The sequence below is a fragment of the Vreelandella sulfidaeris Esulfide1 genome (assembly GCF_054072535.1).
Genome location: NZ_CM133364.1, coordinates 2740381 through 2762831, shown reverse-complemented (window position 1 = coordinate 2762831; position 22451 = coordinate 2740381). Strand labels below are relative to the sequence as shown.

General features: G+C 52.4%; 24 protein-coding genes. 22 read left to right on the top strand and 2 right to left on the bottom strand.

What is annotated here, in order from left to right; genetic code table 11:
* Positions 1-197: 197 nt before the first annotated feature.
* From rnr to ACW44H_RS12870, 9 genes are all read left to right on the top strand, one after another.
* The gene (gene rnr / locus ACW44H_RS12910; protein ID WP_457504887.1) at positions 198-2645 is read left to right on the top strand and encodes a ribonuclease R; all 2448 of its coding nucleotides are present in this window, start codon (positions 198-200) and stop codon (positions 2643-2645) included.
* A gap of 2 nt (positions 2646-2647) precedes the next feature.
* Complete coding sequence (gene rlmB / locus ACW44H_RS12905; protein WP_457504886.1) at positions 2648-3433, top strand: 23S rRNA (guanosine(2251)-2'-O)-methyltransferase RlmB; 786 nt, start codon at positions 2648-2650, stop codon at positions 3431-3433.
* Positions 3434-3666: 233 nt separating this feature from the next.
* Positions 3667-4044 (top strand): 30S ribosomal protein S6, encoded by a 378-nt coding sequence (gene rpsF, locus ACW44H_RS12900; protein ID WP_008958979.1) that lies wholly within the window; start codon positions 3667-3669, stop codon positions 4042-4044.
* Positions 4045-4077: 33 nt separating this feature from the next.
* Positions 4078-4305: a 30S ribosomal protein S18 gene (gene rpsR, locus ACW44H_RS12895; protein WP_008958980.1), complete on the top strand. Its 228-nt coding sequence runs from the start codon at positions 4078-4080 to the stop codon at positions 4303-4305.
* Between the two features lie 12 nt (positions 4306-4317).
* Positions 4318-5169, top strand: coding sequence for a hypothetical protein (locus ACW44H_RS12890; protein ID WP_457509026.1), 852 nt, complete (start codon positions 4318-4320; stop codon positions 5167-5169).
* 15 nt (positions 5170-5184) lie between these two features.
* Positions 5185-5631: a 50S ribosomal protein L9 gene (gene rplI, locus ACW44H_RS12885; RefSeq protein ID WP_113270038.1), complete on the top strand. Its 447-nt coding sequence runs from the start codon at positions 5185-5187 to the stop codon at positions 5629-5631.
* A 260-nt stretch (positions 5632-5891) separates the two neighbouring features.
* Positions 5892-7280: a replicative DNA helicase gene (gene dnaB, locus ACW44H_RS12880; RefSeq protein ID WP_113270039.1), complete on the top strand. Its 1389-nt coding sequence runs from the start codon at positions 5892-5894 to the stop codon at positions 7278-7280.
* A gap of 153 nt (positions 7281-7433) precedes the next feature.
* Complete coding sequence (locus ACW44H_RS12875) at positions 7434-7727, top strand: hypothetical protein (protein ID WP_113270040.1); 294 nt, start codon at positions 7434-7436, stop codon at positions 7725-7727.
* Between the two features lie 183 nt (positions 7728-7910).
* Complete coding sequence (locus ACW44H_RS12870) at positions 7911-8213, top strand: DUF6482 family protein (protein ID WP_113270041.1); 303 nt, start codon at positions 7911-7913, stop codon at positions 8211-8213.
* 15 nt (positions 8214-8228) lie between these two features.
* On the opposite strand, the gene ACW44H_RS12865 is transcribed toward ACW44H_RS12870, so the two are convergent.
* Positions 8229-8627: a thiol-disulfide oxidoreductase DCC family protein gene (locus ACW44H_RS12865; RefSeq protein WP_457504883.1), complete on the bottom strand. Its 399-nt coding sequence runs from the start codon at positions 8625-8627 to the stop codon at positions 8229-8231.
* Positions 8628-8801: 174 nt separating this feature from the next.
* Between ACW44H_RS12865 and hemH the strand changes: the two genes are divergently transcribed.
* The 11 genes from hemH (at position 8802) to rloA3 (ending at position 19652) form a co-directional block, all read left to right on the top strand.
* Positions 8802-9881 carry a ferrochelatase gene (gene hemH / locus ACW44H_RS12860; RefSeq protein ID WP_457504882.1) on the top strand — a complete coding sequence of 360 codons (1080 nt, stop codon included), beginning with the start codon at positions 8802-8804 and terminating at the stop codon, positions 9879-9881.
* Positions 9882-10116: 235 nt separating this feature from the next.
* On the top strand, positions 10117-12480 hold the full coding sequence (locus ACW44H_RS12855) for a putative monovalent cation/H+ antiporter subunit A (RefSeq protein ID WP_457509024.1): 2364 nt from the start codon (positions 10117-10119) through the stop codon (positions 12478-12480).
* The gene (locus ACW44H_RS12850; RefSeq protein WP_113270044.1) at positions 12473-12904 is read left to right on the top strand and encodes a Na+/H+ antiporter subunit B; all 432 of its coding nucleotides are present in this window, start codon (positions 12473-12475) and stop codon (positions 12902-12904) included. The genes ACW44H_RS12855 and ACW44H_RS12850 overlap by 8 nt, the downstream gene beginning before the upstream one ends.
* Positions 12905-12922: 18 nt before the next feature.
* Positions 12923-13270 carry a Na+/H+ antiporter subunit C gene (locus ACW44H_RS12845; protein WP_113270045.1) on the top strand — a complete coding sequence of 116 codons (348 nt, stop codon included), beginning with the start codon at positions 12923-12925 and terminating at the stop codon, positions 13268-13270.
* Positions 13267-14871, top strand: coding sequence for a Na+/H+ antiporter subunit D (locus ACW44H_RS12840; protein ID WP_113270046.1), 1605 nt, complete (start codon positions 13267-13269; stop codon positions 14869-14871). Before ACW44H_RS12845 ends, ACW44H_RS12840 begins: the two co-directional genes overlap by 4 nt.
* Positions 14868-15341, top strand: coding sequence for a Na+/H+ antiporter subunit E (locus ACW44H_RS12835; RefSeq protein WP_113270047.1), 474 nt, complete (start codon positions 14868-14870; stop codon positions 15339-15341). Before ACW44H_RS12840 ends, ACW44H_RS12835 begins: the two co-directional genes overlap by 4 nt.
* Positions 15341-15610: a monovalent cation/H+ antiporter complex subunit F gene (locus ACW44H_RS12830; RefSeq protein WP_113270048.1), complete on the top strand. Its 270-nt coding sequence runs from the start codon at positions 15341-15343 to the stop codon at positions 15608-15610. The genes ACW44H_RS12835 and ACW44H_RS12830 overlap by 1 nt, the downstream gene beginning before the upstream one ends.
* Positions 15603-16007: a monovalent cation/H(+) antiporter subunit G gene (gene mnhG / locus ACW44H_RS12825; RefSeq protein WP_113270049.1), complete on the top strand. Its 405-nt coding sequence runs from the start codon at positions 15603-15605 to the stop codon at positions 16005-16007. Before ACW44H_RS12830 ends, mnhG begins: the two co-directional genes overlap by 8 nt.
* 241 nt (positions 16008-16248) lie before the next feature.
* Positions 16249-17643 (top strand): DASH family cryptochrome, encoded by a 1395-nt coding sequence (locus tag ACW44H_RS12820; protein ID WP_457504880.1) that lies wholly within the window; start codon positions 16249-16251, stop codon positions 17641-17643.
* Positions 17644-17786: 143 nt separating this feature from the next.
* Positions 17787-19055, top strand: a complete 1269-nt coding sequence (locus ACW44H_RS12815) for a lytic murein transglycosylase (protein WP_457504879.1) — start codon at positions 17787-17789, stop codon at positions 19053-19055.
* 42 nt (positions 19056-19097) lie between these two features.
* Positions 19098-19652, top strand: a complete 555-nt coding sequence (gene rloA3 / locus ACW44H_RS12810; RefSeq protein WP_457504878.1) for a retropepsin-like aspartic peptidase RloA3 — start codon at positions 19098-19100, stop codon at positions 19650-19652.
* Positions 19653-19659: 7 nt separating this feature from the next.
* Here rloA3 and ACW44H_RS12805 read toward each other — a convergent pair whose 3' ends face one another.
* Entirely contained in the window at positions 19660-20373 is a 714-nt protein-coding gene (locus ACW44H_RS12805) for a 16S rRNA (uracil(1498)-N(3))-methyltransferase (protein WP_457504876.1), read from the bottom strand.
* A gap of 134 nt (positions 20374-20507) precedes the next feature.
* On the opposite strand from ACW44H_RS12805, the gene phaR reads away from it, so the two are divergent.
* Together phaR and purD are read left to right on the top strand one after the other, a co-directional pair.
* Positions 20508-21014 carry a polyhydroxyalkanoate synthesis repressor PhaR gene (phaR, locus tag ACW44H_RS12800; protein ID WP_113270054.1) on the top strand — a complete coding sequence of 169 codons (507 nt, stop codon included), beginning with the start codon at positions 20508-20510 and terminating at the stop codon, positions 21012-21014.
* Between the two features lie 66 nt (positions 21015-21080).
* Complete coding sequence (purD, locus tag ACW44H_RS12795) at positions 21081-22382, top strand: phosphoribosylamine--glycine ligase (protein ID WP_457504874.1); 1302 nt, start codon at positions 21081-21083, stop codon at positions 22380-22382.
* The last annotated feature ends 69 nt before the right edge of the window (positions 22383-22451 follow it).

Here is a 22451-nt window from a genome sequence, read left to right as displayed (position 1 = left end):
GTTTTTATAAAGCAAATTGTATAAACAATGTCTAAGACGGTTGGGTGATTGAACGTGCAGCGCTATACTGCGCCTATGACTAAACAAAACCCTATTCATTTCAGCTTTCCAAACACTGAAACCTCCCGCCCGCAACGCACCGCGTATGCGCTTTTTTTATGCCTCTCGCAAATGACGCCATTAAGGATGTTGCTCGTATGAAGTATTGGACGTTAAGTGATGATCCCCATGCCGAGCGCGAGGCGCATAAATATGGTAATCCCGCGCCTAGCCGGGAGTATTTGCTTGCTGCCTTAGAGGCTTACGGCAAGCCAATTACCCATGAAAATATGAGCCGCATGCTGGGGCTGGAAGATGAAGAGCTCATCGAGGCTGTCAGGCGCCGTTTGGCGGCGATGGAGCGCGATGGGCAAGTGTTGCGTGATCGTCGGGGCGCCTATGCGTTAATCGACAAGCTTGATCTGATCAAAGGCAAAGTGCTTGGGCACCGCGATGGATTTGGCTTCCTCTTGCGTGATGATGGCAAAAAGCCAGACTTGGTATTGCCGCCGCGCCAAATGCGGCGTGTTTTTCATGGTGACCACGTATTGGCTCGGGTTAGTGGGCGTGATCGCCGTGGTCGTGATGAGGCGACGATTGCCGAAGTGATTGCACGTAACACCCAAACCATCGTTGGTGTTTACCGCAGCAATACCCCTGAGTTCGGCATTCTGATCCCGGAAAACCCGCGCATTACGCAGGAAGTGATTATTCCGCATAGTGCCTGTGCTGGCGCTAAAGATGGCCAAGTGATTTCGGCCAAGATCGTTCAGCAGCCAGCGACGCGTGTGCAGCCGGTGGGCGAAGTTGTCGAAGTGCTGGGCGAGCGCATGGACCCGGGTATGGAAATTGATATTGCGATTCGCAGCTACGATATTCCTGCTGAGTTTCCGCCTGAAGTCCTCGACCAAATTGCCGGTATTTCCGCCGAAGTACTGGAAGAAGATAAGCAGCACCGCGTTGACCTGCGCGATGTGCCGCTGGTCACCATTGATGATGAGTCCGCCAAAGACTTCGACGATGCGGTGTGTGCCTGGAAAACCAAATCCGGCAGTTGGAAACTACTGGTCGCCATTGCGGACGTTTCCCACTATGTACGCCCTGGCACTCCTCTTGACGATGAAGCGCGCACTCGAGGGAACTCGGTTTACTTCCCGGGTCAAGTGGTGCCCATGCTGCCGGAGCTGCTGTCAAACGGGCTCTGTTCGCTGAATCCCCATGTGGATCGCTTAGTCATGGTGTGCGAGATGAATATTTCGCAAACCGGTGCGATTAGTCGCTACCGCTTCTACGAAGCCGTGATGAATTCCCACGCTCGCCTGACCTATAACAAGGTGGCCGCGATTCTCGACGAGGAGAGTGAAGAGGGCGAGGCGCTACGCAAAGAGCACAGCGAGCTGGTTAAGCCGCTAAAAAACCTAGAAGAGCTTTACTACTTATTGCGCGAAGCGCGTGCCGAGCGTGGTGCGATCGATTTTGATACCACTGAAACGGCGATCATCTTTAATGATGAACGTAAGATTGAAAAAATCGTTCCACGCAGCCGTAACAATGCGCATAAGTTAATTGAGGAGTGCATGCTGGCGGCCAATGTGGCGACCGCACGCTTCCTGGATAAGCATGATTTGCCTGCACTTTACCGTATCCATGAGCGGCCGACGCCGGAAAGGCTTGATAAGTTGCGTCTGTTCTTGAATGAGTTGGGCCTTGCGGTTGGCGGCGGCGATATGCCGACCCCGCAGGATTATCAGGCGCTACGAGAAACGATTGCCGACCGCCCTGACTTCGATATTATCCAGACGGTGATGCTGCGCTCGATGAATCAAGCCGTCTATTCGCCACAAAACGAAGGTCACTTTGGCTTGGCCTACCAGGCCTACGCCCACTTTACCTCACCGATTCGGCGCTATCCCGATCTGCTGGTACACCGGGCTATCCGCTCGGTGATCCGTGGTCCGCGCCAGACCAACACAGTATTGCGTGTCGAGGGTGCGCCGGTTGAGCCGCCGAGCAAGTGGTGCCCGTATACCTTCGAACAGATGCTTGAGCTGGGTGAGCACTGCTCAATGACTGAACGTCGCGCTGATGAAGCTACGCGTGATGTAGAAAGCTGGCTGAAATGCGAATTTATGTCTGACAAATTGGGCGAAACGTTCGATGGCACCATTGCCTCGGTCACTCAGTTTGGTCTGTTTGTTCGTCTGGATGAGTTCTTCGTGGAAGGCTTGGTACATGTGACATCGCTGCCTTCGGACTACTACCACTACGAAGCCGAGAAGCACCGTCTTAAAGGCGAGCGCACCGGCACGACCTACCGCTTGGGCGATGGCCTTACTGTTCAGGTGGCGCGTGTCGATATGGATGACCGTAAAATTGACTTCGGTCTGGGGGATGAAAAGCCTCGTCCACGTCGCCAGCCACGAAAGAGCCGCGGTGGGGAAGAGGGCGCTAAGGCCAATGCCGGGGGGGCCAAGACTTCTAGCGCCAAAGCTTCTAATGCCAAAGGTTCTGGTGACAAGCCGCCCAAGAGTGAGAAGCCCGCTACGCGTCGCGGCCCACGCCGCACACGGAACGGCCCACGCAAACCATCACCGAATAAGGGCTGAGCATGAAGTCGGCGTCGTCTCGGAGGGGTCCCAAGACCCCTGATGGTCTGGATCAGGTGTATGGCGTTCATGCATTGCAAAGCCTGTTAGACAGAGGGGAAGCGCCCCGCGAGTTGTGGGTGCAGCAGGGAGCAGGCAATCGCTTAAAAGAGGTGGTTGCTCAGGCTCAGGCGAATGGGGCTCGTGTGAAAGAGCAGCCACGAGATTTGCTCGATCAGCTAACCCAGGGCGCTGCCCACCAAGGGGTGGTGGCTTTCTGCCCGCCCTTAACCCCTGAGGGCGAGGAGTCGCTTTGGCTTAAGCTGCGCGCTTGGCCGTCGTCAACGCCACCGCTGTTGCTGATACTAGATGGTGTGACGGACGTGCATAACTTCGGTGCCTGTTTGCGCAGCGCGGATGCTGCCGGTGCGCATGGCGTGATCGTGGCGAAAGATAAAGCGGCCCCGCTCAATGCAACGGTACGTAAAGTAGCTTGTGGTGCTGCCGAGGTAGTGCCTGTTTATCAAGTGACCAACCTGGCGCGTACGCTTGCTAAGCTAAAAGATGCGGGTGTCTGGATAACGGGCACGGCAGGCGAGGCCGAGGCCAGCGTGTTCGACATTGATATGACCGGCCCTACTGCATTGGTCATGGGGGCAGAAGGCAAGGGCATGCGGCGCTTAACTCGCGAAGCGTGCGATAACCTAGCCAAACTACCGATGGCGGGAGAGGTCTCCAGTCTAAACGTGTCGGTGGCCACCGGTATTTGCTTGTTTGAGGCAGTCCGCCAGCGCCAGCTTGCAAGTTAAACGTCTTACTACTAAGATACACGCGCCCGTTTGTCTGCAAGCGGGCGTTAGCTGTGAGAATTAGTAATTGAAACTGTCGTTGTAAACAGTTGATGAAATAAAAGTTCTGTTTGATGCCCCTAGCCGTTTAGTGCGGTGGCGGAGCACTTCAGTTAACTCCTTGCTTCCTTGTCGTCGTTTATTGCCTTTAGCAGTAGCACACAACGGAAGCTGTCAAACCGCAAGGAGATCCCATGCGTCATTACGAAATCGTGTTTATGGTCCACCCGGATCAAAGCGAGCAGGTGCCGGCGATGGTTGAGCGCTACACCAGCATCGTTACTGAAAACAGCGGCACTGTGCACCGTCTAGAAGATTGGGGCCGTCGTCACTTGGCTTACCCGATCAACAAGATCCACAAAGCCCACTACGTGCTGATGAATGTTGAATGTAACGGCGAAACGCTCGATGAAATCGAGAATATCTTCCGTTACAACGATGCCATCATCCGCAGCCTGGTTGTTCGCTGCAAAGAAGCTGTTACTGAAGCTTCCCCGATGATGAAGCCGGCAGAAGAAAAACGTCCGCGTCGCGAAGAAAAACCGCGCGCTGAAGAAGAAGAAACTGCCTGATTTTATTCACTGCACGTTTTAAGGAGCTAGTCCATGGCACGTTTTTTCCGTCGCCGTAAGTTTTGCCGCTTTACCGCTGAAGGCATCAAGCAGATTGATTACAAAGATCTGGATACGCTGAAGGCTTACATCACCGAAACCGGCAAGATCGTTCCAAGCCGTATTACCGGCACCAAAGCACGCTATCAGCGTCAGCTAGCGACCGCTATTAAGCGTTCACGCTATCTGGCACTGCTGCCCTATTCCGATAGCCACCAGTAAGCGTTTAACGTGATGCTGGCCCTAGCCCGATGGCTAATGCGTGGTACGCCTTATGCTGCTGGCGGGGCGGCCCTAGCAACGCTAGTGCCTTGGTTGTTCTGGTTAGGAGCAGCTATTGCCGCCTTGATGACTCTACGCAAAGGGTTCGTGCCTGCGCTGCCGGTCATCATTGCAGCAGCGCTGCCGGCTGGTTGGTGGTGGGCTCAGGGTGATGTGATTCCGCTTGCTAGCATACTGCTGGTAACGCTGATGGCCGTTATTCTGCGCGAGAGGATGCGTTGGGGTGAAACCTTGATCGTGGGGACGTTGGTCGCCGCCGCCATGGTTCAACTCGGCATCTTCAGCCCGCCAGGCGGCACTGAGCTAATGCTTGAGCAGTTGCGTGAAGGTTCAGAAGAAGTGGATCGCATGCTCACGGAGTTTGCCAATCAAGGCTACGATACTCAAACCATCGCCACACTGGTGGTGGGTGGGGTTACCGGGCTTGTTGTGCTGTTAGCAGCCATCGTGTGTTTGGCACTTGCGCGGAGTTGGCAAGCTGGGTTGTATAACCCAGGTGGCTTTCGCGAAGAGTTTCACGCACTGCGCTTAACCCCTAAAGAACTGGCCGTGTTGGTCTTCATTGGGGTAATCGGCATGCTGCTAGGCGCTCATGCGTTGGCGATGCTTGGCTGGATTCCGCTATTGGTAGCTGGCGTTGCGTTAGTGCACGGGTTTATTGGATTAAAGGGGATGAACGGGCTGTGGTTGGTAGCATTTTATGTGCTCCTGATCACGACCTGGCCCACGATTCTCATTGTGCTGCTGTTGGGGCTGATTGATACATTCGCGAACGTTCGCGCACGCCTTGCCCGCAGCAACTGACAAGAGGTTTACGAGATGGAAGTCATTCTGCTCGACAACATTGGTAAGCTGGGCGGCCTGGGTGACAAGGTCACTGTAAAGCCTGGTTATGGTCGTAACTATTTAGTGCCTTACGGCTTAGCCGTTCCGGCCACTAAAGATAATATCGAAGCATTTGACGCACAGCGTGCTGAGCTCGAAGCTCAAGCCGCTGAGCGTAAGGCAGAAGCCGAAGCGCGCGCTGAGCAACTGAATGACATCGAACTGTCTTTGGTTTCTAAAGCTGGCGACGAAGGCAAGCTGTTCGGTTCTATTGGTCCGCGTGATTTGGCTGACGCCATTTCCTCTGCCGGCATCGATGTTGCCAAGAGCGAAGTGCGTATGCCGAATGGTCCGATTCGTCAGACTGGCGAATATGACATCGACCTTCACTTGCATGCTGAAGTGAATGCGGTTGTACGCGTTGTGGTAGTGGCAGAGTAACTGACGACGTAACGTCGTTGTTTGCTGCACTAGCATGACCGCCTCAAAAGGCGCGGGTTTCCCCGCGCCTTTTGTTATTTCTGATGCCTGTGTTTATCGGTGTTTGTGCTGGATAGTGTCATAAAACCGTCCGGACTATTAAGGTTTGGCGTTTTCAGACAACGTCTAGATTGATGGTGATGTCGGTGGTGGAACTCTCTCGCTCCGACTAAGATACCTCCTCTTCAATGGCTACGCTGTAATGTTTAAAGGAGCTCGTTATGCAGGACCAGCCTTCTGCTGATACAGAAACGGCAGCGCTAAAACTGCCGCCGCACTCGCTGGAGGCGGAGCAGTCGGTATTGGGCGGGCTCATGCTAGACAACCAAGCCTGGGATAACGTCTCAGAACGACTGGTTGCTGATGATTTTTATCGTTATGAACACCGGTTAGTGTTCAATGTGATGATCCATCTGGCTGAAGCCGGTCAACCATTAGACGTGGTGACACTTTCCGAAGCACTGGAAGCACGTGACCAATTGGATACAGTCGGCGGGTTAGCGTTTCTGGCTGAGCTTGCGCGTAACACGCCCTCCGCCAGTAATATTCGTGCCTACGCCGATATCGTTCGTGAGCGGGCAACACTACGTAAGTTGATCCGTGCGGCTAATCAAATTGCAGATAGTGCTTTTTCTCCCCAAGGTCGTCCTGCGGATGAACTGCTTAATGAAGCTGAGAGGTTAGTATTTCAGATTGCCGAGGAACGCCCTAAAACCGGCGGCCCTATCGGCATGAGCGATCTATTGACCAAAGCCGTCGATCGTATTGATGAGTTGTTCAACCTCAAGGGCGAAATGACCGGGCTTTCGACCGGTTTCCGTGACCTGGACGAAATGACCACCGGGCTACAGCCGTCGGATATGGTGGTGATCGCCGGGCGTCCTTCAATGGGTAAAACAACCTTCGCCATGAACCTGGTTGAGCATGCGGTTATTTCCAGCGACAAGCCGGTCATGGTGTTTTCCATGGAGATGCCAGCAGAATCGCTCATGCTTAGGATGCTTTCATCTCTGGGCCGAATTGATCAGACCCGTGTGCGCACAGGGCAGTTGGAAGATGAGGATTGGCCGCGCTTAACTTCCGCGGTCAACTTGCTCAAAGACAAGCAGCTGTTTATCGACGATACCGCGGCCTTGTCACCTAACGAGATGCGCTCCAGGTTGCGCCGTGTGGTGCGTGAACATGGCAATATTGCGCTAGTGATGATCGATTATCTTCAGTTGATGCAGATCCCAGGCTTTAGCGAAAACCGCACCGGTGAGATTTCTGAGATTTCGCGCTCATTAAAAGGCTTGGCGAAAGAGTTTAATTGCCCCGTGGTGGCACTTTCACAGTTGAACCGCTCGTTAGAGCAGCGACCTAATAAGCGGCCGGTGATGTCGGATCTACGTGAATCGGGCGCCATCGAGCAGGACGCAGACGTTATCGCCTTCGTTTATCGCGATGAGGTCTATAATCCAGATAACCCCGATAACCAGGGTATCGCGGAATTAATTATCGGTAAGCAACGTAATGGTCCCATTGGCACGGTGCACATGGCGTTTATCGGCAAATATACCCGCTTCGAAGATCTGGCCCCCGATAGTTACGGTGAAGCCTTTGGTGACTAGTTTTTAATGGCTAGGTTTTTAATGGCTAGGTTTTTAGTGGCTAAGCTTTTAATGACTAAGTTTTAAATGACAGGCGAGTGGTGAGTCGTTTGAGGGTGGGGAGTAAGCTCGTATAATGCCTCACCCACGATGTACAAAAAACGGGAGTAGCAAATGGCAGGTGGATTTCGGCGCGGTAATCGGCAGCGTCTTCCTAAGTTAGAAGGGCGTGGTGAATTGGAATCGTTAGAGCGAGAAGGCCCTTTTAAAGAATGGTTGGGTATGCCGGATCTGTATCGCTATCATTTGGTGGTAGAGGGCGAGAAGTATAGCTATCAAACCGAAGATGGGGAGCTGCCTGTCGCTGTAGGAGACAAGGTTGTGTTCCGCTATAAAGAAACCAAAGGCGGTAATTGGATTGACCGTAATTCGCTTGGTAAAGCCATTGATCCCTCTGAATACCAGTGAAAAAATAATTTCTTGACCCTTCGGTCAGGAACTCTCTTGCGCTGTTGCTTTCCTAGTAGTTGAATACTACTTGAAGGTTATATTTTAGTGTCGTCACGACACTGCAATAACAAAGCAACAGAAATGTCATCGGGTACAGCCATGCTGGGCCCTAATGGCATATACGAATAACAGGAGTGAACCATGGAACTGAAGGATCTTAAACAGTTTGTCGCCAGTCACGACAACTTTGAAATTCGCGTCATCACCCATTCGGGTAGTCGCTTTTATCAAGTCGAGCTTGAAGATGTAGAAGGCGAGCGTCATATGCTGATGCAACGCGCTAAGCCGATGTTATTTCGCTCGCTGGATGATGCTTATATGGAACTCAAGCGGGCCGGCATTCATCGTGCTTACTTAGTTCAGCACGTGCCACACGATGAAGTGATTGGTCGCGATGCGCACTACAGTGAGCCGCTGACATCGCGTATGCCGCTTGTTTTTTAACATTATGCTTTCCCTTTAACGTTTAGCCTGACTCCTTTCCCACCATTGTCCAAGCTTAATTCGGCGACGGGCAAAAAAGCGGTAACCGGCGTTCATAGCTCCGCGTATTCCCGGTAAGCACGAAATCTTCACCAGCCGCCGGTAGCCCAATACTGCATAGAGGGCACGGCTGGCATCCATACCGATATACCATTCTCCCTTGCTGTCTTTTAAATGTAGCTGGCCCATCATCGCGTTAAATTCCTGCCCATATGCTTGGGGGTTAAAGTCATTGGCCTGAATATCTACCAGCGCAATATGTTCCCGATGACGATGCTTTTCTAGCCACGCCACTTCTTGCTGGCAGAAAGGACAGTGCCCATCATGAAACAGTGTGACGGGTGGTGAAGCGTGCAGCGGTGTGTAGCGACTCATCATGACTCCTTATTAGCATCGCTTTGGACCAAAGGCTTAGACATGAGTTGGTATGTAGTTATACAAATGATGTCGATAGTATAACTTTATGCCGCCGCTTTGACGAAAAGTGATAGGATTTAGCCAGTTTATAGTGATTGTGAGTAATATCGTAATTTTCCAGGAGCAAGCGTAATGACCGAGAATGTCGTCAAGGATCACCCGGGCGAGGGCCGCTTGGCCCATGCACCCAGCGATCATCCCGCCGTGTCTCGTGCCAAAGTGGGTGTTGTGCTAGCCAACTTGGGAACCCCGGATGCCACCGACTATTGGTCAATGCGCCGTTACTTAAATGAATTTCTTTCTGATAAGCGTGTGGTCGACTATGCCGGTTGGAAATGGCAGCCGCTACTACAGCTAATTATTTTGACTAAGCGACCATTTTCATCGGGCAAGGCGTACCGGGGAATCTGGAATAATGAAAAAAACGAAAGCCCACTATTGACGACCACCCGTGCTCAGACCGAGAAGATGACCACTCGGTTGAAAGCCCTTTACGGTGACGATGTCGAAGTCGATTTCTGTATGCGCTACGGTAATCCCTCTACGCAAAGCGTGCTGACACGATTAAAAGAGAAGGACTGCGAGCGAATCGTCTTTTTTCCGCTCTACCCACAGTACGGTTCGCCGACCACGGCAACGGCGAATGATCAGGCGTTTCGCACCCTGATGAAAATGAAGTGGCAGCCTTATATTCGTACGGTGCCCGCTTATTTCGAACATCCTGCTTACATCCAGGCGTTGGCCAATTCAGTGGAAGAAGCCTACGACGGTTTTTCTACCCGGCCTACCAAGCTGGTTGCTAGCTACCATGGGGTTCCCGAACGCTACCTGTTGGAAGGCGATCCTTACCATTGTCAGTGCCAGAAAACCACACGCCTACTGCGTGAGAAGCTTGGCTTCAGCAAAGAGGAGGTGGATACCGCCTTCCAGTCACAGTTTGGCCCTGAGAAGTGGGTCGGCCCGCAAACTATTAATCACGTAGCGGAGCTCGCCAAGCAGGGACATAAACATATTGCGATTATGTCGCCGGCCTTTTCGTCAGATTGCGTCGAAACTCTGGAGGAGATAGAAGAGGAAATACGCGATAGCTTTATGGAGGCGGGCGGTGAAACGTTTAGCTATATTCCATGCCTGAACGACCGAGACGACCATATCGAAGCGCTGCTAGACGTTATCAACAATGAATTAGCCGGTTGGTTGCCGGTTGCCTAGCCTGTAATACCCTCTTTCCCCCAGAAAGTAGCTACTACTAGCCGCTAGACGATTTTAATCGCTAGCGGCTGTTTGCGTTTATGAGTTTGGCTAGCCTGTCAAAACTAGCTGTTATAAGGTGTACAACTTTGGAATCACATTTCTTCAACGCTTAAATGCCAGTGGCAAGGTAGCGTGCCTGGTATTCACCTCGACTTGAAGGGTGAGCCTTTCGTCATTTTGGAGGTTTCGCTTGATACAGTTCGCCGTGTTAATGGGCTTCGTACTGGCCGCATTGTCGCCTGTGTTGAACCGCTGGTTTGGCCAGCGTACCAGCCTTTTTTTGGCCCTGTTTCCTGCTGCGCTAACGGTGTGGCTGTTACTCCAGGCGCCGGAAGTTCTTGAAAACGGTCGCTTACTCTTCGAGTGGCAGTGGGTGCCTTCTCTTGGAATCAGTCTTTCTTTTCTGTTGGACGGATTATCGCTGCTCTTTGGGCTATTGATTACTGTGATGGGTGCCTGTGTGCTGGTGTATGCCGGTGGGTACCTAAAAAATCACCCTGACCTTCCTCGATTTCATTTTGCTCTCGTCGCCTTCATGGTCTCCATGCTGGGGCTAGTACTCGCCGATGGGCTTTTTACGCTATTTATTTTCTGGGAACTGACCAGCATTACCTCCTATCTGTTGATTGGTTTTAACCACGCTGACATCAATGCTCGCAAGTCAGCGCGACAGGGCTTATTCGTCACTGTCGCCGGCGGTTTGGCATTAATGGCAGGGCTACTGCTGCTTGGAATTGCGAGTGGAAGCTGGTCGCTGGCGGATATTCTTAGCCAGGAAGCCGATTTGCGCGAACACGCGCTCTATACCCCTATGTTGATCTGCTTGTTGTTGGGGGCATTTACCAAGTCAGCTCAGTTCCCGTTCCACTTCTGGTTACCCAACGCAATGGCGGCGCCCACACCGGTGTCCGCCTACCTGCACTCTGCCACTATGGTGAAAGCCGGTATTTACCTGTTGGCGCGCCTGCATCCGGAGCTGGGCGGCACGGCCCTATGGGTTGGAATTCTTTCCGTGGTAGGTGCGACCACGATGCTGGTCGGTGCATTTTTAGCTATTCATCACACCAATATTAAAAAGCTGCTCGCCTACTCGACCATCATGGCACTGGGCACACTCACCATGCTACTGGGCATCGGCACCGAGTACGCGATGACTGCCTTCGTCACTTTCCTGTTGGCGCACTCGTTGTATAAAGGGGCGCTGTTTATGGTCGCCGGTATTCTTGACCATGAAACCGGGACCAAAGACGTTACTCAGATGGGCGGGCTGCGTTCGGTGATGCCGCTAACGGCGACTATCGCCATGGTTGCTGCACTTTCTCTTGCAGGGGCGCCGCCGCTGATTGGCTTTATAGGTAAGGAGTTAATGCTAGAGTCAGTGCTCGGCGCTGATAGCTTCCAAACACTGCTAGTGCTATTTGCCTTTTTTGCCTCCGTCTTAACGATTGCCGTTGCCTTTATTGTGGCGTTGCGTCCGTTTTTCGGTAAACGTCACCATACCCCGAGCGAGCCCCATGAAGCGCCTAACAGCATGTTGATAGGGCCTGCCTTGCTTGCACTGGGGTCGCTACTGTTGGGTTTGCTACCGTCAGTTTTAGGTGCAAACGCGCTGCTGACGGCGGCGGCGACCTCCATTTCTGGTCAAACCATCGAGGTGGCGCTGTCGCTTTGGTACGGTGTCAATGTCGCTTTGATAATGTCGATCATTAGCATTGGTTTTGGCTTTCTACTCTTTAAACGTTGGGACAGTGTGCGTGCCAAGCTTTCTATATTGGCACCGATCATGCGCCATGGACCTGAAGCAGGCTATGAAAGCATGATGAACGGCATCGTGCAGTTCTCTGAATGGCAGACGCGGCTGTTGCAAAACGGCTATATGCGCAATTACATCCTGGTGATGTTAGTAACGCTCATCGCGCTTATTGGTAATTCGATCTTACTGCGTCATTCGCCAATGTTTACCTTTGAACTTGATGTTCGTTTCCACGAGGTGGTCGTGGCGGGCACCATGGCGATGGGTGCACTTTTTGCCACAACGACTCGTTCACGTCTTGGAGCGGTGGTGTCTGTTGGGGTGATGGGTTTTTCCATTGCGTTAATTTTTATTCTGTTCAGCGCGCCCGATTTGGCGATTACCCAATTATTGGTGGAAACCCTAACGGTGATTTTGCTGGTGCTCGTGTTGTTCCGGCTACCACGGTTCTCTAATCTTTCGACCAACCTTGAGCGTATACGTGATGGCTCCGTAGCCGCTATGGTCGGCATTTTGATCTGCCTACTGATTATGACAGCGTGGAGCATTCAACAGTTTGAGCCGATTTCAACCTATATGATCGAGAACAGTGCACCATTGGCCCATGGCCGTAATATCGTCAACGTTATTTTGGTCGATTACCGCGCTCTGGATACGCTTGGTGAAATGTTCGTGCTGGCACTCGCAGCCATTGGCGTTATCGCCATGCTCAAGTTGCGTCAGGGTGAATCACGTCATGGGGAAGGCAGCAGCGGCAAAAGCGAAACGAGCAGCAAGGTAGCTAAGGAGCCTTACGATGGTTAAGTCAGGCACGATTATTCTCAATACGGCCGCCCGCTTTTTGATGCCGTTACAGTTGCTTTTTTCGGTGTTTTTGTTGTTGAGAGGGCACGATGAACCCGGCGGTGGTTTCATCGCCGGCTTGGTGGCGGCGGGGGCGTTTACCCTCTATCTATTTGCCTTTGGTGTGAGCGCTACCAAAGAAGTACTGCGAATGGTCGATCCCCGCGATCTGATCGGCGTTGGCCTGCTGCTGGGGATGGTCTCAGTGGTTCCCGCTTGGTTTATGGGCCAACCATTTTTGACCGCTCAATGGTGGACAGTGCCGGTCATTGACTTTAAAGCCTCTACGCCGCTGATTTTTGATATTGGTGTCTATTTTGCTGTGCTCGGTTCTGTCACCGGCATGGTAATGACGCTGATGGAGGTTGATAAGGATGAACCGTGAGTTAACAGGAGGCTTCGTATGGAACCATTAATGGCATTGGCCATTGGCCTGCTGTATGCGACGGCTATTTTCATGATGCTGCGTCGCTCCATTGTCAAACTGGTCATTGGTTTGATGCTGCTTTCTAACGCCGCCAATTTGCTGATATTTACCACGGCGGGCATGACGCGGGGAGCACCGCCGTTGATTGCAGAAGGCATGATGCAGCCACCTAGCGGTGTCGCCGACCCCTTACCCCAAGCGGTAGTGCTAACGGCGATCGTGATTGCCTTTGGGGTGCTTGCGTTTGCGGTGGTATTGATTCGACGCGCCTACGAAGTCGTTAAAGCCGATGATCTCGATAAGATGAAGGATACTGACACGTGAGGCCTGAAGTCGCTCTTCCCGTCCTCTTGCCGTTGCTGTCAGGAGCCATCTCGTTATTGTTTTGGCGCTCACGGCCTATGCAGCGCTTTGTGGCTGTGGCGGGCAATATTGCGTTATTAATTGTCAGCTTGTGGTTGTTTGTATCGACCCTGTCGGATGGCTACGTCACTATGCAAATGGGCAGTTGGCCAGCCCCGTTTGGGATTACCTTAATTGCCGACTTACTGAGTGCGGTGATGGTATTAATGACCGCGATTATCGGCTTGGCAATGGGGATTTACTCGTTGGCGACGACTGGCCGTGGCCATGAAAAATTTGGTTATTATCCGTTGATGCACCTGCTGCTTGCCGGGGTGATGGGGGCGTTTCTAACCGGCGATATCTTTAATCTTTATGTGTGGTTTGAGGTGATGCTGGTGGCTTCGTTTGCGCTGCTGATTCTGGGCGGCGAGCGCGCACAAATGGAAGGCGCGATTAAGTACGTTACCTTGAATTTGCTGGCATCGGTTATTTTCTTGTCGGCTGTGGGGCTGCTCTACGGGATGGTAGGGACGCTCAACATGGCGGATATAGCATTACGCATGGATGAGGCGGAACACACCGGCATGGTTGAAGTGTTAGCGGTCATGTTTATGGTCGCTTTCGGGATTAAATCAGCGGCTTTTCCGTTGTTCTTTTGGCTGCCAGCCTCTTATCACACGCCACCGGTAGCAGTTTCAGCCTTGTTTGCTGGGCTTCTCACCAAGGTAGGCGTTTATGCAATGTTCCGCGTCTTCACTTTAATCTTCGATCAAACCATGGGTTATCTTCAGGATATTATGCTCTGGGGCGCGGTTTTTACCATGGTAACGGGTGTTTTAGGCGCGGCAGCTCAGTACGAGTTCAGGCGCATTTTGTCATTTCACATTGTCAGCCAGATTGGCTACATGATCTTGGGGCTGGCGTTATACACCCCCTTGGCGATAGCCGGTGGCGTGTTTGCGATCGTCCATAACATGGTGGTGAAGACCAACCTCTTCCTCATTAGTGGTATCACTCATCGTCTGCAGGGCACCTATCAACTTAAAAAAATGGGAGGGTTGTACCGGGAGCGCCCTTGGCTCGCCGTTGCGTTCTTCGTGTCTGCCTTTTCACTGGCGGGTGTGCCGCCGTTATCAGGCTTTTTTGCCAAATTTGTGATTGTACGCGCCGGTTTAGAAATTGAAGCCTATGTTGTGACCGGTATCGCGCTGGCCGTTGGGTTAATGACGCTCTATTCCATGGTGAAAATCTGGAATGAGGTGTTTTGGAAATCTCTCCCTGAAGATAACCAAGTGCCTGAAACCGCCACGCCGACGGGTGACGATGGGCGGCTGTTAAAGCCAAGCCTGTGGATGATGTATTCGCCGGTGATGGTGTTGGCTCTCTGCTCTTTAATGATTGGTGTGCTCGCCGAGCCTATCATGTGGGTGATGATGGCTATTGGGGATCAATTGTATGAGCCTTCCGGGTATGTAGAAGCCGTGCTGGGTGCTTCAGCGAGTGCTGACGATGTGCTACTGGAACCCGCTGCTACTGCAGAGGAAGAACCCGAAGTTGAAGCCGGGGAGATGACGCCATGACCGGTGCAATTTGGAATCTGTTGCTAGGACTCGCATGGGTGTTGTTAAGCGGTGATTTTAGCGGTTTGAATCTCCTTGTCGGGTTAATATTTGGTTATTTCACGCTGGTATTGATTGAACCTCAACTCGATTCTTTGAAGGGCTACCCAGCGCGAATACCACGTTTCATCGGCTTTATCGGTTTTTTTCTTAAAGAATTAATTCAAGCCAACTTACGTGTGGCCTTCGATATAGTAACCCCGCCTTGGCATATGAAACCTGGTGTTATTGCCTTGCCACTTTCTGCCCGCACTGAAATGGAAATCACCCTGGTGGCTAACCTGATTTCGTTAACACCTGGCACGCTGAGTTTGGATGTGTCTGATGACCGTAAGGTTTTGTATATTCACGCAATGTTTTTAGACAATGAAGAGGAACTGCGGCGCAACTTAAAAGAGATGGAGCACCGGGCTTTGGAGTTGTTTCGCTAATGGATATCGTCATTTTAATAAGCCAAGTCATCATGAGTTTGGCGCTTATTCTTACTTTTGTTCGTGTGGTGCGCGGTCCCAGCTTACCTGACCGTGTGGTTGCTTTAGAGCTGTTTTCTACCACTGTGGTGGGATTAGTGGGTGTATATGCGATTAAGTCAGACGTCGCGAGCTTTCTGGATGCCGCTATTGTGATCGCTTTGATGGGGTTTTTGGCAGCGATTGCATTTGCACGCTTTTTGGAAAGGGGAGGACCGCGCGATGATTGACTTTATAAAAGGCACGTTAATCATTGGTGGCGCTCTGTTTATACTGCTTGCCTCGATAGGTCTGCTGCGGTTGCCTGACTTGTTAACCCGCATGCATGCGACCACCAAGGCTGCGGCGTTAGGCGTCATCTTGATTATGTTGGCGGCTGCTATGCATTTTGCTGAAGTGGGCATTGTCGCCCGGTCATTTGCCATCATAGTGTTTATTTTGATGACCGCACCGGTGGCTGCGCATGTCATTGGTCGAGCCGGTTACTTTGTAGGTTCAAAACTATGGAGCGGCACGGTGAAGGATGAGTTGCGACCTAATTACGATCCGTTAACCCATGAACTAAAAAGTGGCCTGGAAACCCAAGAAAACGCCAAGCGTCAGCCAAGGGAGACAGATCCCGATTAAGATCAGCTAGAAAAAGCGAGACACAGCGAAGACAGTGAGATTAACCATTATTGAGCCACCTACGGGTGGTTTTTTTATGCCTGACGGTTAAGAAAACCCGAGATTGTTGTACAAGTAATTGGCTCAAATGATGTACAATAATTGTACAGCATAAGGTAGATAGTTCATGTTTATTGTGCTGGAAACCCATGTAGGGAGCATACAAGTAGTGAGTATTTAAGCGCCCTAAGGAGGCACGAGCATGAACAGCATGATTAACATAGTGTGGCTGCAAGACGATCTGCGTATTGCTGATAATCCTCTTTTTCACTTCGCTGTTCCCCCTAGCCACCTAGTGTGCCTTTACGTTGTCGATGAGCAGTGGTTTGCGCCATTAATTGATGGTGAGCTGACACCGCGTATTGGGCCCGCACGCTTACGCTTTTTATGGCAAAGCTTGATGGAATTGCGCGGCGAGCTGTTGCAGCGCGGCAGTGACTTGCTAGTACGGATTGGCAAGCCCAGTGACGTTGTAATTGAGCTGGCGGATTCGCTTAATGCACGACAAGTACGCGTTGCCGAGCATGCTGGCGTTGAAGAAAGTGCGCATATTCAGAGGGTTTCCCAAGGTCTGCCCAGTCAAACGACATTTGAATGCATAGAGGGTGGACGGCTGTTGGCCCGTCAAGCGTTACCTTTTGAGCGTGAGGCGTTGCCTGAAAGCTTTTCTGCATTTAGGCGCAGCGTTGAGCAAGCATGCACGGTGCCCAGCAGTCGCTGTGCCCCTATAACGCTGCCCCCGTGGCCTGAAGCGCCAAGAGGTTTTCCTCCCCTAAAAGCCGTATGCGAACAGAGCGCTACCTGGCAGCCAGATAACCGCCAGGGTTACATGTATAGAGGCGGTGAATCAGCGGCACATGCACGCCTGAACGACTACTTGTGGCGCCTTCGAGGCGCGGCAACTTATAAAAAAACCCGCAATGGTCTACTGGGCGCTAATTTTTCAACCCGTGTTTCTCCCTGGCTTGCCCGTGGCTGCCTGTCAGCACGCCAAGTCAATGATGCGGTGAAGGCTTGGGAAGCAGAGTATGGCAGCAGCGAATCGAGCTATTGGATTACGTTCGAACTACTTTGGCGGGAGTATTTTATCCGTGCTGCCGAGTTGGAAGGGCCGAAAATGTTTGGCTCTCGACAGCCTGCCAAGCCATGTGCCGCTTTCAATGCTTGGCGCAATGGCACCACCGGGTTGCCGTTTGTCGATGCGGCAATGCTGGAGCTTCGCTATACGGGTTGGCTTTCCAATCGCGCCCGGCAGAATGTGGCCAGCTTTTTGGTTAACGATCTAAAAGTGGATTGGCGTTTGGGCGCTCTATGGTTTGAACACTGCTTGATTGACTACGATGTTGCGAGTAACTGGGGCAATTGGCGCTATATTGCCGGGATAGGGCGCGACCCACGTCAGGACCGTTATTTTAATGTGTTGAAACAGGCGAGCCATTACGATCCCAAGGGGCTTTATGTAGCTCACTGGCTGAAGCCGCTCGCCAATCTTCCCTACGGTTCAAAGCGTCACCAGCCTTGGCGTGCCTATCCTTTGGCGTTTGAGGCGCCTTGTGTCGAGCCTAAGCAGTGGGAGCGATGGTTGATTCCTCTCTAAGCGATAGGAATATCAAGCCCGACGCTCGGGTTGGGTAGCGCAATAGGTTAATTGCCAACACTGAACAGCCGTGAGGGCTGGTATCTACGACTTTTCTAGGCCATCATCCCGGGCATGCCAAGGACTGCCTAAGGATATAAATAATGGTTGGTAATTTATCGGTTGGGCGGCGTTGCCGCCCCTTTATGTGTTTTTCATTAATAGCAGCGTTAAGCACGTCTTTTGCAGGAAGCGTAGCGCTAGCAAACGCTCAATTAATGTCAGAAGTAGATACTCAGGCGGCCACCGAGGTTAGCTACGCTAATTTTCAAGAATGGCTTCAGCAATTTCGTCAGTATGCAGCGGATCAGGGAATCAGCGAAGCGACCCTGAGCGATGCGTTGGATGGCGTACGCTACCGTGAGCGTGTCATTGAACTCGACGGCTATCAGCCTGAATTCGTGCGACCTATCTGGGAGTACCTTGATACCGCCGTTTCGTCCACACGTATTAATACCGGCCGTGAGAAACTAGCTGAGCACCGCGATACCGCACTGCAGATGCAGCAGCGTTTTGGCGTGCCTGCCGAAATTATTGTTGCCATTTGGGGCATTGAAAGTAACTACGGCAGTAATTTCGGTGATTTTTCGACGTTAGAGTCCCTTGCCACGCTGGCTTATGATGGCCGGCGCCGTGATTTTGCTCGTGGTGAATTGCTCGCTGCTTTACGTATCATCGACGAGGGAGATATCGCTGCTGAGCAGATGAAAGGATCCTGGGCGGGGGCTATGGGTCATACCCAGTTTATTCCCAGCAGCTTTGAAGCCTATGCCGTAGATGGTGATGGCGATGGACGTCGTGATATCTGGGGCAGCATCCCCGACGTCATGGCATCAACAGCTAACTATCTTGACCGAGCCGGTTGGCAAACAGGTCAGCCTTGGGGGGTTGAGGTGCGTTTGCCTGAAGGCTTTGATTATGCCCAAACCGAGCGACGCAGCACCGCCGAATGGCGTTCTCAGGGCGTTCAGGCGCAACAGGGTGAGTTGCCGAACTTCGATAGCGCTGCCATCGTCATTCCGGCTGGCGCGGATGGCCCCGCTTTTTTAGTCGGCGCTAACTTTCGCGCGATCCTACGCTATAACAATGCCACTAGTTATGCGTTGGCCGTGGCAACGCTCGGGGATGCGATTGCCGGACGAGATGGTATTCAGCACGGCTGGCCGCGGGATCAAGAGCCACTCACTCGTGACGATGTTCAAGAGCTTCAGCGGGCGTTAAACCGTGCCGGTTACTCGGTAGGCGGCGCTGATGGCGTCATGGGGCCCAATACGCGGCAAGGTTTACGGAACTTTCAGCGTGATCAAGGGTTAATACCCGATGGATTTGCGACACAAGCGTTGCTTGAACGATTACGCAGCCGTTTCCAGTAAGCAATGATTGTGAAGTGATTTAAATGGACCAAGGATGATGCTATGCAATTAATGGATAAACTGTTGATTGGCGGTATATTGATGGGTGGGTTGCTCTCAGCCTCTGTGACGATGGCTGATGACGAACAAGTCTTCGGCTGGGTTGAAAAAGCAACGCTACAGCCCTGGGATATCGAAGTAAAAGCCAAACTCGATAGTGGGGCCTTAACCTCCTCCCTCGATGCGCGAAATATTGAGCTTTTTGAAAAAGATGACCAAGAGTGGGTGCGCTTTCGTCTGAAGCTTGAAGATCAGGCGAGTGGTGATGTGTTTAGCGATCAAATCGAGCGTCCCCTCTACCGTGAGCTTGCCGTGCGTGGCGCTGGGGGGCGCGATGAGCGCCCAGTCGTGCTGTTGGAAGTTTGTATGGGGGATACTATTTACGAAGAACAGTTCAGCCTGCGTGATCGTGAAGAAATGAATTATCCGTTACTGCTAGGTCGCCGCACGATTAGTCATTTAGGCTTGCTTGATGTGCGTAACACCTTCTTGCAAGATCCAGAGTGTGGGGAAAACGCTGACGTTGTTCCCCATGACCCCGAAGATAACCAGTCTTAATCGCCGCTTAAAACAGCCGTGACAGTAGCGCGGTCACGGCTGTTTCGACACGTAAAATGCGCGGGCCAAGATGCATTCCCTCGCAGCCAGCCGCTAGCAGTTGCTCAACTTCCCAGTTAATAAAGCCACCCTCTGGGCCTACCAGTAATAAAGTAGGTTCATTGATATTTCTTGGGCAGGCATTTGGCATGCCAGGGTGGGCGAGCAGGCCTCTTCGTTGGCTAAGTAAACCGGGCAATTGCTGCTCAAGAAAGGGGCGGAAGCCTTTGCTCAAGGTGACAATGGGTAGCTGTGTATCGCGCGCTTGCTCCAAGCCTAAGAGCAGGTGCTGGTGAATTTTATCAGGGCGTAATTCAGGGGACTGCCAGTAGCTTTTTTCTACCCGTTTGGTATGCAGCAGGGTAATCTCTTTTACGCCCAATGCGGTTACGTGCTCTAGGGTGCGCGCTAGCATCCGTGGGCGGGGCAGGGCCAACACTAGATGCACGGGTAACGGTGGTGGCGGTGGCTCTTCAAGGGTTTCCAACTTGAAATACGCGCGTTCCGCGGTGAGCTCTTTTAACAGTGCTTTGCCCATGTTGCCGCCCTGTACTCCCACCGTCAGAAGGTCGCCTGGGGTTGAACGATGGACGTCGCGCAGATGTGTCAGTCGACGTGGGTCGGTGATGCAGACGTGGCCGTCGTCGGTAAGATCGTTAGGGTCGAGCAATATCAAATTCATAGTGTTGGTCTATTGGTCACAGAACAGGCGCAGTGCGCTTATCAATATAGCAAGGTGGCTTGCATGGGCGCGTGGTGCAGGCACAATACCAGTAACGGGAATAAAAACCCCTATCGCGTTTAAGGAGATGCACCGTGCGCGTTATTCGCAAGTATGCTAACCGAAGGTTGTACGATACTCAGCAAAGTCGTTATGTCACGCTGGAGGATCTACGTCATTTAATCATCGAAGAAGAGCCGTTTCGGGTGGAAGATGCCAAAAGCGGAGAAGACCTGACGCGCACTATTTTGCTTTCCATCATTATCGAGCAGGAGCAGGCGGACAGCGAGGCGGAAGTGTTTTCTAACGATCTGTTGGCACAGTTAATTCGTGTTTACGATATGACATCACCGTTGCCACTGTCGCGTTATCTAGAGCAGGGCACGCAACTGATGTTAGAGCAGCAAAAACGCCTACAAAGCCAGTGGAAGCAGGCGATGCGTAACACACCGTTGGAGTTTATGCGCGAACTAGCCGAAGAGAACATGCGCTTTTGGCAAAACACCTTGAATCAGCCCGGCCAAACCGACGAGCCTGGCGATGCGGAGCAGCCTGAGGGAGATAGTAGTGACACCCGCAATGATAACAAGCCCTCCTCCTGAGCCCACTCGTTGCCATGCTGTGGCATAATGCCGCCGATAACGCTCTCCCGTTTGAGAAGGATGCACATGAAGGTTTTGATGATAGGCGGCGGTGGTCGTGAACATGCTCTGGCTTGGAAATTGGCGCAATCGAATCAGGTTGAGCAGGTGTTTGTCGCCCCTGGGAATGCTGGTACCGCAACGGAGCCTAAGTTAACGAACGTGGCGATTGCAGCAACGGATCTAGACAGTCTGCTCGCCTTTGCGCGCGATGAGCAGATTGGTCTCACCGTGGTAGGCCCTGAAGCGCCTTTGGTTGAGGGTGTTGTCGACCGTTTCCAAGCGGCAGGTTTGATGATTTTCGGTCCTACTCAGGCGGCCGCTCAGTTAGAAGGTTCAAAATCGTTTACTAAGGATTTCCTGGCTCGCCATGACATTCCTTCTGCTGACTATCAGACGTTTACCGAGGTGGACCCTGCGCTTGCCTACCTGCGCAAAATGGGCGCCCCCATTGTGATCAAGGCGGATGGCTTGGCCGCTGGCAAAGGCGTCATTGTGGCGCTTAGCGAAGCCGAAGCCGAGGCCGCAATTCGTGACATGCTTGAAGCCAATGCGTTTGGTGGTGCGGGCGCTCGCGTGGTGATTGAAGAGTTCCTGGAAGGGGAAGAGGCAAGCTTTATTGTCATGGTGGATGGAGAGAATGTTTTACCCATGGCCACCAGCCAGGATCATAAGCGTGCCTACGATGGTGATACGGGGCCGAATACCGGTGGTATGGGCGCCTACTCGCCAGCGCCGGTGGTAACCCCTGAGGTTGACGCGCGTATTATGGAACAGGTGATTTTACCTACCGTGCGGGGCATGGCCGCTGAGGGCAATGCTTATACTGGATTCTTGTACGCAGGTTTGATGATTGATGCGGCAGGTGCCCCCCGCGTTATTGAGTACAACTGCCGCTTTGGTGATCCTGAAACGCAGCCGATTATGCTCCGTTTGGCCTCTGACTTTGCAGCGCTTTGCTTAGCGGGCGCTGAGGGTCGGTTGGCCGGGCAGCGTTGTGATTGGGATTCTCGCGCTGCAGTGGGTGTCGTACTGGCCGCTGGTGGCTATCCTGGCAGTTACCGTAAAGGCGATGTCATTCACGGCTTAGTCGACGCTGAGCAAACGGGCTGTAAGGTGTTTCACGCAGGCACAGCGCAAAATGCTCAAGGTGAGGTCACGACGGCTGGCGGTCGCGTGCTATGCGTGACGGCATTGGGCAATAGCGTCTCGGAGGCACAGCAACAAGCGTACCAAGGCGCTAATGCTATTCACTGGGAAGGTGTCGAATTTCGACGTGATATCGCTTTCAGGGCGATTGCCCGCGAAGAAGTGCCCGCAAAGAAATAGGTAAGCCTGGCACTGAAGGTAACTACTAAACGGATACCCGATTAATCAGAGGCTTCCTAATCCACTGAC

Excerpts from the sequence above, each read along its gene's own strand:
- rnr (WP_457504887.1), top strand. The coding sequence starts at position 198 with ATGAAGTATTGGACGTTAAGTGATGATCCCCATGCCGAGCGCGAGGCG.
- rlmB (WP_457504886.1), top strand. The coding sequence starts at position 2,648 with ATGAAGTCGGCGTCGTCTCGGAGGGGTCCCAAGACCCCTGATGGTCTG.
- rpsF (WP_008958979.1), top strand. The coding sequence starts at position 3,667 with ATGCGTCATTACGAAATCGTGTTTATGGTCCACCCGGATCAAAGCGAG.
- rpsR (WP_008958980.1), top strand. The coding sequence starts at position 4,078 with ATGGCACGTTTTTTCCGTCGCCGTAAGTTTTGCCGCTTTACCGCTGAA.
- ACW44H_RS12890 (WP_457509026.1), top strand. The coding sequence starts at position 4,318 with ATGCTGGCCCTAGCCCGATGGCTAATGCGTGGTACGCCTTATGCTGCT.
- rplI (WP_113270038.1), top strand. The coding sequence starts at position 5,185 with ATGGAAGTCATTCTGCTCGACAACATTGGTAAGCTGGGCGGCCTGGGT.
- dnaB (WP_113270039.1), top strand. The coding sequence starts at position 5,892 with ATGCAGGACCAGCCTTCTGCTGATACAGAAACGGCAGCGCTAAAACTG.
- ACW44H_RS12875 (WP_113270040.1), top strand. The coding sequence starts at position 7,434 with ATGGCAGGTGGATTTCGGCGCGGTAATCGGCAGCGTCTTCCTAAGTTA.
- ACW44H_RS12870 (WP_113270041.1), top strand. The coding sequence starts at position 7,911 with ATGGAACTGAAGGATCTTAAACAGTTTGTCGCCAGTCACGACAACTTT.
- ACW44H_RS12865 (WP_457504883.1), bottom strand. The coding sequence starts at position 8,627 with ATGAGTCGCTACACACCGCTGCACGCTTCACCACCCGTCACACTGTTT.
- hemH (WP_457504882.1), top strand. The coding sequence starts at position 8,802 with ATGACCGAGAATGTCGTCAAGGATCACCCGGGCGAGGGCCGCTTGGCC.
- ACW44H_RS12850 (WP_113270044.1), top strand. The coding sequence starts at position 12,473 with ATGGTTAAGTCAGGCACGATTATTCTCAATACGGCCGCCCGCTTTTTG.
- ACW44H_RS12845 (WP_113270045.1), top strand. The coding sequence starts at position 12,923 with ATGGAACCATTAATGGCATTGGCCATTGGCCTGCTGTATGCGACGGCT.
- ACW44H_RS12835 (WP_113270047.1), top strand. The coding sequence starts at position 14,868 with ATGACCGGTGCAATTTGGAATCTGTTGCTAGGACTCGCATGGGTGTTG.
- ACW44H_RS12830 (WP_113270048.1), top strand. The coding sequence starts at position 15,341 with ATGGATATCGTCATTTTAATAAGCCAAGTCATCATGAGTTTGGCGCTT.
- mnhG (WP_113270049.1), top strand. The coding sequence starts at position 15,603 with ATGATTGACTTTATAAAAGGCACGTTAATCATTGGTGGCGCTCTGTTT.
- ACW44H_RS12820 (WP_457504880.1), top strand. The coding sequence starts at position 16,249 with ATGAACAGCATGATTAACATAGTGTGGCTGCAAGACGATCTGCGTATT.
- ACW44H_RS12815 (WP_457504879.1), top strand. The coding sequence starts at position 17,787 with ATGGTTGGTAATTTATCGGTTGGGCGGCGTTGCCGCCCCTTTATGTGT.
- rloA3 (WP_457504878.1), top strand. The coding sequence starts at position 19,098 with ATGCAATTAATGGATAAACTGTTGATTGGCGGTATATTGATGGGTGGG.
- ACW44H_RS12805 (WP_457504876.1), bottom strand. The coding sequence starts at position 20,373 with ATGAATTTGATATTGCTCGACCCTAACGATCTTACCGACGACGGCCAC.
- purD (WP_457504874.1), top strand. The coding sequence starts at position 21,081 with ATGAAGGTTTTGATGATAGGCGGCGGTGGTCGTGAACATGCTCTGGCT.